Annotated in this window: 12 protein-coding genes; 10 read left to right on the plus strand and 2 right to left on the minus strand. The window is 55.6% G+C overall.

The window, feature by feature from the left end:
* Positions 1–233: 233 nt before the first annotated feature.
* Positions 234–725 carry a helix-turn-helix domain-containing protein gene (locus EDC14_RS26010; RefSeq protein WP_132018189.1) on the minus strand — a complete coding sequence of 164 codons (492 nt, stop codon included), beginning with the start codon at positions 723–725 and terminating at the stop codon, positions 234–236.
* A 204-nt stretch (positions 726–929) separates the two neighbouring features.
* Between EDC14_RS26010 and EDC14_RS26015 the strand changes: the two genes are divergently transcribed.
* Complete coding sequence (locus EDC14_RS26015; RefSeq protein ID WP_132018192.1) at positions 930–1,145, plus strand: aspartyl-phosphate phosphatase Spo0E family protein; 216 nt, start codon at positions 930–932, stop codon at positions 1,143–1,145.
* Between the two features lie 733 nt (positions 1,146–1,878).
* On the opposite strand, the gene EDC14_RS26020 is transcribed toward EDC14_RS26015, so the two are convergent.
* Positions 1,879–2,475 carry an HD domain-containing protein gene (locus tag EDC14_RS26020; RefSeq protein WP_132018195.1) on the minus strand — a complete coding sequence of 199 codons (597 nt, stop codon included), beginning with the start codon at positions 2,473–2,475 and terminating at the stop codon, positions 1,879–1,881.
* A 382-nt stretch (positions 2,476–2,857) separates the two neighbouring features.
* Here EDC14_RS26020 and EDC14_RS26025 point away from each other — a divergent pair, with 382 nt between their 5' ends.
* The 9 genes from EDC14_RS26025 to EDC14_RS26065 all read left to right on the plus strand — a co-directional run bounded on the left by EDC14_RS26025 (position 2,858) and on the right by EDC14_RS26065 (position 11,435).
* Positions 2,858–3,385 carry a DUF6125 family protein gene (locus EDC14_RS26025; protein WP_132018198.1) on the plus strand — a complete coding sequence of 176 codons (528 nt, stop codon included), beginning with the start codon at positions 2,858–2,860 and terminating at the stop codon, positions 3,383–3,385.
* A gap of 523 nt (positions 3,386–3,908) precedes the next feature.
* A complete protein-coding gene (locus EDC14_RS26030) occupies positions 3,909–4,715 on the plus strand; it encodes an alpha/beta hydrolase (protein ID WP_132018201.1) in 807 nt (268 codons plus the stop codon).
* 471 nt (positions 4,716–5,186) lie between these two features.
* The gene (locus EDC14_RS26035; RefSeq protein WP_132018204.1) at positions 5,187–5,498 is read left to right on the plus strand and encodes a hypothetical protein; all 312 of its coding nucleotides are present in this window, start codon (positions 5,187–5,189) and stop codon (positions 5,496–5,498) included.
* A gap of 165 nt (positions 5,499–5,663) precedes the next feature.
* Entirely contained in the window at positions 5,664–6,884 is a 1,221-nt protein-coding gene (gene ylbJ, locus EDC14_RS26040; protein ID WP_132018209.1) for a sporulation integral membrane protein YlbJ, read from the plus strand.
* 228 nt (positions 6,885–7,112) lie between these two features.
* On the plus strand, positions 7,113–8,327 hold the full coding sequence (locus tag EDC14_RS26045; RefSeq protein WP_132018211.1) for an MFS transporter: 1,215 nt from the start codon (positions 7,113–7,115) through the stop codon (positions 8,325–8,327).
* 72 nt (positions 8,328–8,399) lie between these two features.
* Positions 8,400–9,248 carry a GNAT family N-acetyltransferase gene (locus EDC14_RS26050; protein ID WP_132018214.1) on the plus strand — a complete coding sequence of 283 codons (849 nt, stop codon included), beginning with the start codon at positions 8,400–8,402 and terminating at the stop codon, positions 9,246–9,248.
* 73 nt (positions 9,249–9,321) lie between these two features.
* Positions 9,322–9,858: a nitroreductase family protein gene (locus EDC14_RS26055; protein ID WP_132018217.1), complete on the plus strand. Its 537-nt coding sequence runs from the start codon at positions 9,322–9,324 to the stop codon at positions 9,856–9,858.
* A 48-nt stretch (positions 9,859–9,906) separates the two neighbouring features.
* Positions 9,907–10,503: a DJ-1/PfpI family protein gene (locus EDC14_RS26060; RefSeq protein WP_165908340.1), complete on the plus strand. Its 597-nt coding sequence runs from the start codon at positions 9,907–9,909 to the stop codon at positions 10,501–10,503.
* A 146-nt stretch (positions 10,504–10,649) separates the two neighbouring features.
* Positions 10,650–11,435: an alpha/beta fold hydrolase gene (locus tag EDC14_RS26065; protein ID WP_243663128.1), complete on the plus strand. Its 786-nt coding sequence runs from the start codon at positions 10,650–10,652 to the stop codon at positions 11,433–11,435.
* Positions 11,436–11,778 lie beyond the last annotated feature (343 nt).

The raw sequence follows: 11,778 nt of genomic DNA on the forward strand, positions 1-11,778 counted from the left end.
CGTCATTCTTCAATTGGTAGCATGACCCCGGAATACTTCGAAAATCGAAGAAAAAGTGCTTAACTTGGTGTCTAGTTTCTCGGGGGAAGCCCAGGCCTGATAAATCGTCAAAAAAGAGAGGGGGGAAGTAAAGTCTATCAAAAACTATCCAGCTCGCTTGGGGGGTGAGTTCGATTTAACTTTCAGTTCTACCGAGTTCATGCTTCATTTTATTATCTTTGCCTAAGCCAAGCTCATTTCTTTTTTTCCAAAACCTCCGGAAACGCCCTTTCCAACTGCACCATCAGCCAAGTCTTCAACTTCACGTCATCCTGCTTCCCTAAATCCGAGAGGAATTTCAAATACTCATCCAAAGTTTTCTGGTCAAACCGTTCCTTCGCTTCTTCCACAGCCAGCAAAGACCGCAGCTCCGCATGGTCCGGATTTTTAAGAAGATTTGACAATCCTTCACTGAACTTTGCCATTCCCAAAAGCTTAATTCCATTGTCCAGATAATCCTCGGCTGAGAGGAACATCTCTCCTTGACCAGTCAGGACCCAATCCGGGTTAATCGCAAAACGGGCCATCAATGCGTAGAGGACTGTCTTAGAAGGCTTAACCTTTCCTAATTCAATCTTTGAATAGTTCGATTGGCTCATGCCGATCTCGGCGCCAAAATCTGTTTGATTCAATTTATATAAATTTCGAATTGCCAGAAGGCGTTCTTTAAAGTCATTTTTAGTCATATCAATTAATTACCTCTTGACATTTAGTCAAATTAACTATAAAATGAAAACAAATAAATGGGAAAATATTCTTAATCAGTAAAAAGAAACAATCAAACAAAGCAAGTCCAAACGCTTATCAACTGTTTGGCCGTGATTTCGTATTGCCTAAAATTACACGTATTTTAATTATACCATATTTTGCCTAGCAAGTAACAGGAGACCATGCCGCAAATCGCCGAAAAAAACGAACCGACCCTCAAACAACAGATCGCCGCCAGCCGCGCCAGGCTCCACCGCCTCTGGAACCGCCACGGCCACACCACCCCCGCCGTCCTGGCCGCCAGCATCGAGCTGGATGAACTGCTGAACCGGTATCAGCGGGAGGAAAAGTCCGACCTGAACCTGGATTTAGCGGATTCAATAGATGACAGGATTTAAAACACCCGTTGGTACAAGGGTTTGGATCAAGGAATCCTTGAATCAGGCGAATCCTGGTTCGGACAAAAGGCCCGAATTGCGACCTAACCTCCAGCTCCTTCCCTGAACAAGGAAGGAGAGTGGTTATTTCCAAAACGTGATTTGGAACCGGACGAACCGGGTTATAGTATCACTACTTATTTTGAAACGTACCGCCATGCACCTCCGAACGCTCTGCCCCACGTCCCCCGGCTGTCATCTCTCCTTCCCCTGCCAGGCAATGTCATCAAGCTATCGTGGAAAAATTTCGCTGACGAATTGAACGCCGACCGGGCGATAAATCACCCGGCTACAAGGCGAAAGGACCTTGAAAGGCCCTAAAAAACGGGATAAAATATTCTGCTGAAAATTAGCCAGGGAAGGCTTCCATCTTGTAGCCGGGGCATTCATGCCCCGGTTGGCCCGCTTGGAAGTCTCAGCGATGGCCTAAAAGATAGGCCCGAGTTTTGGGCGATTCACCTCTCCCCCGTCGAATATCTTCTTCGAAATCAGCATCGCCGGGGAGAGGCCGGGAGAGAGGTCGCTTTTGGAGTTCGTAGCTTGTCATAAAATACACTTCCATTTTATCCCACGATAGCTTGATGACATTGCCCTGCCAGGGAAGGAGGGGAGGATAGGTGAGCCTCTTTTTACCCCCGAACCAGGATTCAACGGATGAACAGGATTTAAAACACCGGTTGAGGCAGAGCGGGATTTAAACAATATTCCCGCTTTCTTTCGCCGCTAAAAAAATTTCTTGCACGACATTCCAAATCGTAGTGGACCCATCTCGAATATGTTGATTTTTTTCTTGTAATTGCCGAAACGAGATTCCGTGAACTTTCCAAGCATAATATTCCGTTAAATGATTTTGCAAAATTGGCTCAAACCGGTCGAGCGCCGCGGCAAATTTGGCCTCGGGACTTTCCCTTGCTTCGAATTCCCTCCACAACCTGATGAATTCTTCTTTTTGATCCTCGGGCAATATCCCAAAAATCCTTTCAGCGGCGGTGCTTTCCTTTTCCTGAGCGAGGGTCCGCATTTCCGTATCGTAGACGATGATATCGCCGGCGTCGATTTCGACAATGTCGTGAATCAACGTCATTTTAACAACTTTGGCTACATCAATGCTGGGCTCGTTCGAATACTCCGCCAAAATCAAAGCCATTAACGCCAAATGCCAGGCATGCTCGGCATCATTTTCAAAACGCGATTGATCCAATAGCTTTGTTTTCCTAAAAATATGCTTGATTTTATCGATTTCGATTAAAAATTCAATTTGACGCTCCAGCCGGTTGGGAACCGATTGCATGCTTCGGTACGCTCCTTTCGGTTAACTTAACGATCAAAATAATCATTTGGCATATATCGCAAGCAGTTTTCGCGCATTCAAAATCATTGTAACATCGTTCGACGCTCTATAGTTATTTGAATGCGCCGTATTTCATAAATAAATGGGTCATGTTGATATAGGCCGCAAAGGAGTGGGGGTTGGTTGCCAAAGAAATGAAGCTTGCGGGTTACATGCCGATACCAGTCCAAAACGGCAACCCCTCGTTCCGTGATTTTGGCCCCAACGCGCTTCAATGCCGGAGCAATACTGACTTCGCGATCCCAAAATGCTATAATAAGCACAGGAACCCGGGCCTTCGATAATCCGATAAAGTTCCGCCAAAGGAAATGAGGCACTTGATATGAAAAATAACGAGGCATTGAACGTTTTAACAAAAGAACAATTGATACAGTTGATCGGTATCTATTCCAAGAACTGGCTCGCCATGGATGGCGTATGGTTTCAGTCCGTGGAGCGGAAATTGGGGATGGACGAAGCCATGTTCCATGATGAGCAGGCATGGAAAAGATTCACCGTCATCGAAGCGAGAAGAATCAAAGAGTTTCTTCAGCTACCGGAGCAAGCCGGTTTGGAAGGGCTTAAAAAGGCGTTGTCATTTCGGTTTTATGCCAATATTAATAAGGATGAAGTCAGCATCAGCGGGAATACCCTCACCTACCGCGTCATAGAATGCAGAGTTCAAACCGCCAGACAGCGAAAAGGCATGGATTTTCATCCCTGCAGGGCGGTCGGAATTTTTGAATATTCTGAATTTGCCAAAGTTATCGATAAGCGCATTTCGTGCAAATGCCTGAGCTGTTATCCCGAGATCAACGATCAGTCCTGTTGCTGTTCCTGGCTATTTGTACTGGATGATGGCGCTGAATGAAATAAGGATCGACCTGGACCTGGATTCAACGGATTGAACGGATGAACGGGAATTAAAACACTGATTGGTACAAGGGGTTTTGGATCAAGCGAATCCTTGAATCAGGCGGATTAAGGTTCGACCTAACCTCCAGCTCCTTCCCTGAACAAGGAAGGAGAGTGGTCATTTCCGAAACGTGATTTGAGACCGGAAGAACTGGGTTGCAGTTACATGTTTGAACATACCGCCATGCACCTTCGAACGTTCTGCCCCACGTCCCCCGGCGATCATCTCTCCTTCCCTTGCCAGGGAAGGAGGGGAGGATAGGTGAGGCCCGAACCCGAACCCGGCTTCAAGGACTGAACGGATGGCTAGGATTTAAAACACCCGTTGGTACAAGGATTTTGGATCAAGCGAATCCTTGAATCACGCGGATCAAGGTTCAGACAATCTTTTTTGATTGCATACCTTCCATAAAAAATGCCGACATAAATATAAGTAGCCGGTATTGAAAATAAAAAATCAAGACGGGGAGGAACTGAAGATGGTTGTTGATGGCATGATGGAATCGTTCGATGGGACAAAGCTGCATTTCCGCAAGGACATTCCTGAGCATCCCAAGGCAGTGGTGGTCATTGTGCATGGGCTCTGCGAGCATCTGGGGCGTTACGAGTATCTCACCGGGAAGTTGTTTGGGAAGAATTTCAGCGTCTATCGCTTTGACCATCGCGGCCATGCCCAGTCCGAGGGGAAACGGGTTTTTTATCAGAATTTTCACGAGTTGGCCGACGATGTGAACGCTGTCGTTCAATGGGCCGCCGATGAGAATCCCAACCTCCCGGTATTTTTGATCGGCCATAGTATGGGCGGGCTGGCGGTTACCCTTTTCGGCACCAAATATCCGGGCAAGGTCAAGGGCATCGTGTTGTCGGGAGCGTTAACACGCTATAATCTGCACGTTTTAGGTGAACTCCCCCTGGCGCTGCCAGCGGATACCTATGTGCCGAATGCGCTCGGCGACGGAGTATGCGGCGACCCGGACGTGATCGAGGCGTACGGCAAGGATCCGCTGGTGGAAAAGCAAATCTCCATCGGGCTGATGAATTGTTGTTATTACGCGGTGGAATGGCTGAAGGAAAATCCGCGGCAGTTTACCGATCCCGTATTGATCCTGCACGGTTGCCGCGATGGGCTGGTCAGCGAGAAAGATTCCCGGGACTTTTTCGGGGAGATTGCTTCCGAGGACAAGTCGCTGAAGATTTATGCCCAGCTATGCCATGAGATCTTCAACGAAAAATGCCGCGACGAAGTAATGGATGAAGCCATCGCTTGGCTGGAAAAGAGAGTCTGACCCAAATACCGGAGTCCGGTAATCCTTAAATCCGCGAACCATGGTTCTGATAATTTCCGAACCATCCTCATTAAAACATTAGACTCCAATCAACATTAGCTCCGGCTAATCGCATTGTTTATCCCAATCAAACGGACCGGCGGCCGCGCCGGTCCGTTTTTCTTCGGGACGGAAATGTGCAACGATTAAGCTATACAAGGTTTTCCGCGGGAATATTCCTTTTCGCGAGGATACTCGGGATTTCTATTCGCCATACCGTTGTGGGAAGATAACTTCCAAAATTTATTAAAAAACTTTCGGAAAACTATTGCATTCATGAAACGGACGTGATATTATTTAGACACAACGAATCATTCTTCCAAGGAAATGATTCGGGGGAGCCAGAACCGCCCGGCCGGGGGTCTTTCCCAAGATCAAGAAGTCAAGTTGGACTAAAAAATTAAATTTTAACAATTGAAGGAGGACCCCATGATGAATTTTTCGATTGCCGACCGGATTCGCCGTTCCCAAAACATGCTCGCGGGACTCAACGCCAATAGCGAAAAATTGGCCAAACGCGGCATCGACGCCCAGTTTTTGACCCAGTACACCGCGGAGTACCAGACCGCCATCGATTTGGACGGCGAGCACGAGGCGGCCAAGGCCCGGGCCAAGGAGCGGACCGCTGCCTTCCACAGCCAGCTGGAGAAGGCCGACGAGTACTATGCCCAAGCCCGGAAACTGGTCAAGCTGGAGATCCCCCAAGATCTGTGGAAAGAATTCGGCATCTATGACGAACGGTGAGTGAATCCCAACGCCGCCCTTCCCGGATGCCGGGAAGGGTGGCGTCATTTTTCGGTCCCCGCAACCTCCCGCAACCGGCGGGGCCCGGCCGCCGAAATCGCAATTCTAACCGCTTCATAACGCCAATATACTGTAGAAACTGGCGTTTTTTTGGGAGGATTAGCGATGCGAAGCCCGGTATGGAGCAAGCTCAAGGTGTTGTTCGGAGCTTTGTTGGTCACGTTATTCACGGTTTCATTGATGATTTTTCCGGCGGAGGGGGTCAAGGCGGCCGTCGCCGGACTGCGGGTCTTTTGGGAAGTGGTCCTGCCGTCGTTGTTGCCGTTCTTTGTGCTGTCCGAGATTCTTTTGGGAATGGGCGTGGTCCATTTCCTGGGGGTGCTCTTGGAGCCGTTGATGCGGCCGCTCTTCAATGTCCCGGGGATCGGCGCCTTCGCCCTCTCGATGGGGCTGGCGGCCGGCTATCCCATGGACGCGGTGATCACCGGCAAATTCCGGCGCAGCGGGATGTGTACCCGGGTCGAGGGGGAGCGGCTGCTCTCCTTCACCAACACCGCCGACCCGCTCTTCATCTTCGGCGCGGTGGCGGTGGGCATGTTCGGCCGGCCCGACCTGGGGGCGGTGATGGCCATCGCCCACTATGTCTCCAGCTTCAGCGTGGGCGTGGCCTTTAAATTCTACAAGAAATCCCCGGCCTCCGAGGAGCAAACCCGGGAAGTCTTTGACCGGGGCATGCTCCGCCGGGCGGTGCGCGCCCTCTTCAAGGCGCGCCGCGACGACGGCCGGCCCATCGGCCGGCTCTTTGGCGACGCGGTCAAGGAATCCATCACCACGCTATTGATGATTGGTGGGTTTATCACGCTGTTCGCGGTGCTGGTAAAGATGATGGACGTCTTCAGGGTGATGGGGGCGATCACGCCGCTGCTCGGCGGCTTCCTGCGCCTGTGCGGGCTGGACCCCGATCTCGCCGGGGCGGTCTTCAATGGCGTGCTCGAGATCGACCTGGGCACGATGGTCGCCAGCACCGCCGCCGCCCCGGTGCTGGATAAGGTGATGATCGCCAGCTGGATCATCGCCTGGAGCGGGCTGTCCGTTCATTGCCAGGTGGCCAGCGTGATTCATGACACCGACATCGGGATGGGGCCGTATGTGGCCGCCCGCTTCCTGCACGGCGTCTTCGCCGCCTTTTATACCTGGATCCTCATGGGGCCGCTGGCGCCGGTCCTCGCTCCGCTGCACCGGGCGGTCGCTGCCACCCGCTGGAACCCCATCGACCGGCTCGTGCTGTCCGGCCAGCAGATGTTGGCGGTGCTGGGAATTCTGCTCCTGGCGTCGCTGGCGGTTTATATCTCCAAACGGTATGCGCTGGTGTGGGTGAAAAAGTAGCGATGCAGCAAAAGCCCTCGCGGCTTTCAGATAGGCCAGACCGAGCCGTCCCCGGACGGCTTTTCTAATGGGCCGGACCCTCCCGTGGCCCCGTTATATCACCCGTTATATTACAAGAACGTAAAATCTGGCGCCCCGCGGCTGATTATTACGACAACCGGCAGGAAGGAATAGCCAATAGTCGAAGTATACACCACAGCGTTGAATGCATCCAAAGGATAGGACGACTTGAGTTCATTGCGCAAAGAAATCATACTGCTTTTGGCAGCCGTTTTCCTGCTGGTCCTCGGCGCCTGCATCGTGGGCACGATCCTGACGCCGTACGCCGAGAGCCTGGGCGCCGGCGGCGTGGTGATCGGGGCCATGGCCGGATCGCTCTATATCGTGCGCCTGTTCGTGGGGACGCCCATCGGCCGGCTGGCCGACCGGCGCGGGACCCTGGCGGTGCTGCGCTATAGCCTGATGCTTTATCCCCTGGTGGCGGTGGCCTATTGGCTGGCGGGCAACGTGCCGGTGCTGATCGCCGCCAGGCTGTTGCACGGCTTGGCCTCGGCGATGATGCTGCCGATGGCCATGGCCTATATGGGAGAGGTCAGCCCGGCCGGCCGCGAAGGGTATTACATGGGCCTTTACAATACCGTCACCATGGTGGCGGGCGGCGTCGGGCCGCAGGCCGCCACGATCATTGCGGCGCGTTACGGCAACCGGGCCACGTTTTTCACGTTATTCGTCTTCGCCTTGCTGTCGTTGGTCATCTTCCTGCTACTACGCAGGAGGGAAGAACGCCGGGATACCTCCCGCCAGAGCGCGGCGGTCCGGGAGCCGCTATGCACCCGGGAGCTGCTGCGCAACCGCGGCCTGCTGGCAGTGTGCAGCGTGAATATGGCCTTCGCCGTCATTTCCTGCCTGATGGGGTTCTTTTTCATCTTATATCCGCCGACGCGCGGCATCAGTCTGGTGCTGACCGGAACAATCATCGCCGTCTACAATGTAACCAGCGGCCTGGCCCAAATTCCTTTGGGCCGCTTCGCCGACCGCTACGATAAGTTCCGCCAGATCCTGGGCGCCGGCATCGCCACAGCCGCTATCCTGGTTTTTTTCCCTTTCGTGAGCCATGGTTGGGCCATGATGCTGCTGATGGCGGTCCTCGCCGTCTGCAGCGCGGTTCTGCTCTCGGCCTCGTCAGCCTGCGCCACCATTCTGGGCCGATCGGCGGGCATGGGGAGCACCATGGGCTTTTTGGGGACCGCCAACAGCGTCGGAATGGCCCTGGGCAGCCTGGTGCTGAGCCTGATGCCGCAACGTTTCGGGATCGAGTCCCTCTTTTACCTGGCGGCCGGGATCACCCTCGGCTGCACGCTGCTCTTCGCGGCGCTCTGGAAACTGCAGGACCCGGCGCGCCGGGGCGAATTGGAAAACCGCGCCGTTGCGCCGGAGGGATAATGACCGCCGGAGTCGCGGCCCGGGAAACCCTTGATTCGGATTTTTAAAATTTTTAAAGGAGGAAAGAGCCTTTTGCAAGGTCTTCTGTCACGACAAGGCTTAACCGGTCCGGAGCTGGAGCAGATCCGGGAGCTGGAGGCGGCTTGCGCGGAGCGCCAGCCCCTGAATATGAAATTGAACTGGGAGATGCTGACCGAGCGTCCGGCCGGGGAGACCAATGATTTCCTGTATTACGAGGCCGGCCGGCTCGTCGGTTTCCTGGGGCTGTACGGCTTTGCGACCCAGCCGCGCGAGATCGAGGCTACCGGGATGGTCCATCCCGACTGGCGGAGGCGGGGCATCTTCGGCTGGCTCTTCGCAGCCGCCCATCGGGAGTGCCAGTCCCGGGAGGTGGAACGGCTGCTGCTCATCAGCGAACGGGCCTCGGCCCCGGGAATCCGCTTTGCCGAGGCCAGCGGCGGGCAATACGCCTTTTCCGAGTACCGGATGCGCTTTGACGGAAGGACCGTCCCGGACTTTCCCGCACGCGGCCTCCGGCTGCGGCAGGCGACGGCCGCCGACCGGCCGGTGCTGCAACAGATCGACGCGGTCTGCTTCGGCCTGGCCGAAGACGACAGCGGCGGACTGGAACGCTGTCAGGCGACTTACCTGGCGGAGGCGGAGGGCCGGGTCGTCGGCAAGATCGGCTTATTGCAGGAGGGGGAGGACGCCTACATCTTCGGGTTCGGGATTCGCCCCGAGTTCCGCGGCCAGGGTTACGGCAGGGAGGCCTTGAGCTTGACGCTCCGGCAGGCGCTGGCCGGACCGGTCCGGTCGGTGATCCTGGAAGTGGCGGTCCAAAACGAGCGGGCCTTGTCGCTCTACCAGTCCTGCGGATTTGAAAGGATTACGGCCTATGATTATTACGAGTTTCCGCTGTAAGCGCGGTGAACCGGAAATAGCCGGGGATAGCGAGGGGCTCGTGAGGAAACCGGCGGACCGGAAGGAGGAAACGATGATCCATCCCATCAAAAACCGGCGCAGTATTCGTAAATACCGCGACCAGGCGGTGCCGGATGATCTGGTGCTGCAGGTCCTGGAAAGCGCCAGATGCGCGCCTTCGGGCGACAATACCCAGCCCTGGCGGTTCATTGTGGTCCGGGAGGAATACACCCGGCAGAAGCTGGCGGAGGCCGCCCACAAGCAGGCTTGGATGATGATGGCGCCGGTCCATGTCGTCGCGGTCGCCGACATCCGGGTGCGGGTCCGGGACGGAGAGATCGCGCTTGATGAGACCAGCCCGGAGTGGGAGCTGAAGCAGATCATCCGCGACACGGCCATCGCCATGGAGCATCTGGTGCTGGAGGCGGAGAGCCTGGGACTGGGCACGTGTTGGGTGGCCTGGTTTACACAGGCGGCGATCCGGCCGCTGCTGAACATTCCGGCCGATAAGTACGTGGTGGGCATTATCACCCTCGGCTACCCCGACGAGGCGCCCCGGGCGCGGCCCCGCAAGAAGCTGGAGGAACTGGTCCGCTATGAACATTGGTGAGTCCGGGAGATGCCCGGCCGCTCCATGCCGCAACCCGGGGAGGTAAAAATGGAAGTTCTGGTTTGGCTCTTTAACGAATTTGAGACGCTGGACGTCTTCGGACCGGTGGAGGTCCTAGGAAAGCTGCCGGCGGTGACGGGGTTCCGCTTTGTCTCGCTGCATGGCGGAATCATCACCAGTTCGCAGAAGGTTCCCATCATCACCGAACGTTATCAGCTCCGGCGGCCCGATCCGGGATTCATTCTGTTGTTGCCCGGTGGTTTCGGCACCCGCCGGGAGGTCGACCATCCGCCGCAGCTGCAAGCTCTGCGCCAGTTGGTCGAGGCGGCCGGTTTTGTCCTGTCCGTCTGCACCGGCGCGGCGCTGCTGGCCAGGACCGGCTCGCTCGACGGCAAACAGGCCACCACCAATAAACGGGCTTTCGGCTGGGTGGCCGAGCAGGGACCCCAGGTGGAATGGGTCAAAAAAGCGCGCTGGGTCCGGTCCGGCAATCTCTACACCGCTTCGGGCGTATCGGCCGGAATGGACATGGCCCTGGGCTTCATCGCCGATCAGTTCGGGCAGGCCGTGGCGGAGCAGATCGCCGCTGGCATCGAATATTTGTGGAACCGGGACCGGGAAGCCGATCCGTTCGCGATGGATTAGAAGCCATGTGATAAAGTCTCCTTCCAACCGATTCAGCCCGGGAAAGGTTTGAAAATCTCTGAGCTTTTGTGTTCACCCTGCCCTTCGGACTGGGTTTATCACAACGCTTTTAGGGAAAAAAGGTGTTCGCCGAAGGGGGCCGCGATTTGGAAAACCTGCGGAAGTATGGAACGCCGCCTTTTGCCGTGGCGGTGGTTCACGGCGGGCCGGGCGCGCCCGGGGAGATGGCGCCGGTGGCGCGGGAGCTCGCCGCCGGCGGCCGGGGGGTCTTGGAGCCCTTGCAGTCTGCGACGACGCTGGACGGACAGGTCGCGGAGCTGGCGGCGGTCCTGGAGCGTCACGGCAGTTTGCCGCTGACTCTGATCGGCCATTCCTGGGGGGCGTGGCTCAGTTTCATTCTGGCCGCCCACTATCCCGACCGGGTCAAAAAGCTGGTCCTGGTGGGGAGTGGCCCGTATGAGGCCCGCTATGTTCCACTCATCCACGAGACCCGGATGAGCCGGCTGACGGAGGAGGAGCGCCGCCAAGCCGAAGCCTGCCTCGCGGCACTCGGCGATCCCGGGGCCGCCGGCAAACAAGAGCGGATGAAACAGTTCGGCCGGTTGATGTCCAGGGCCGATTCCTACGACCCCCTCCCGCCCGCCGGGGAGGAGCTGGAGATGCAACCGGAGGTCTTCGGAAAGGTGCTCGGCGAAGCGCTGGAGTTGCGCGAGAGCGGCGCGCTGTTGCGGCTGGGCGCCCGGATCGCCTGCCCGGTGGTGGCGATTCACGGCAGTTACGATCCCCACCCCTTCGCCGGGGTCCGGCAGCCGCTGGCAGGAGTCCTGCGCGACTTTCGCTGGTTCCTGTTGCCGGACTGCGGCCATTCGCCCTGGCTGGAACGGAAGGCAAAAACGCGTTTTTACGAGATTTTGGAGCGGGAATTGGAATGAACCGGGCATGGACTTTCGGGGCGGCCGCTGAGATTCGTTCCCCAAAGGGCGGGGAATTATCAAAAAAAGGTGAAACGCCCGGGCGGTCCAATCGGATCGCTTTTCGGGCTAAAAAAGAAGTTTTTCAAAAGAAATCGCAAATCACCTCGGATTTTATCCGCCGGGAACTTTTCATAAGGAAATTGGTATGACTTGCTGAAAATGGTCGTTTTGCTTAGTGCTTCAAAATTATGGGCGCCATATTATATCCTAAATCCGTGAACTAAACAGATACAAAACCAGGGAAACCAGTGATAAATCTAGAATGATCGTAGGTAGAAAGACACACCTGCGAGGTTAAAAG

This window comes from Hydrogenispora ethanolica, from assembly GCF_004340685.1.
Taxonomy (GTDB): Bacteria; Bacillota; UBA4882; order UBA8346; family UBA8346; genus Hydrogenispora; species Hydrogenispora ethanolica.

Excerpts from the sequence above, each read along its gene's own strand:
- EDC14_RS26010 (WP_132018189.1), bottom strand. The coding sequence starts at position 725 with ATGACTAAAAATGACTTTAAAGAACGCCTTCTGGCAATTCGAAATTTA.
- EDC14_RS26015 (WP_132018192.1), top strand. The coding sequence starts at position 930 with ATGCCGCAAATCGCCGAAAAAAACGAACCGACCCTCAAACAACAGATC.
- EDC14_RS26020 (WP_132018195.1), bottom strand. The coding sequence starts at position 2,475 with ATGCAATCGGTTCCCAACCGGCTGGAGCGTCAAATTGAATTTTTAATC.
- EDC14_RS26025 (WP_132018198.1), top strand. The coding sequence starts at position 2,858 with ATGAAAAATAACGAGGCATTGAACGTTTTAACAAAAGAACAATTGATA.
- EDC14_RS26030 (WP_132018201.1), top strand. The coding sequence starts at position 3,909 with ATGGTTGTTGATGGCATGATGGAATCGTTCGATGGGACAAAGCTGCAT.
- EDC14_RS26035 (WP_132018204.1), top strand. The coding sequence starts at position 5,187 with ATGAATTTTTCGATTGCCGACCGGATTCGCCGTTCCCAAAACATGCTC.
- ylbJ (WP_132018209.1), top strand. The coding sequence starts at position 5,664 with ATGCGAAGCCCGGTATGGAGCAAGCTCAAGGTGTTGTTCGGAGCTTTG.
- EDC14_RS26055 (WP_132018217.1), top strand. The coding sequence starts at position 9,322 with ATGATCCATCCCATCAAAAACCGGCGCAGTATTCGTAAATACCGCGAC.
- EDC14_RS26060 (WP_165908340.1), top strand. The coding sequence starts at position 9,907 with ATGGAAGTTCTGGTTTGGCTCTTTAACGAATTTGAGACGCTGGACGTC.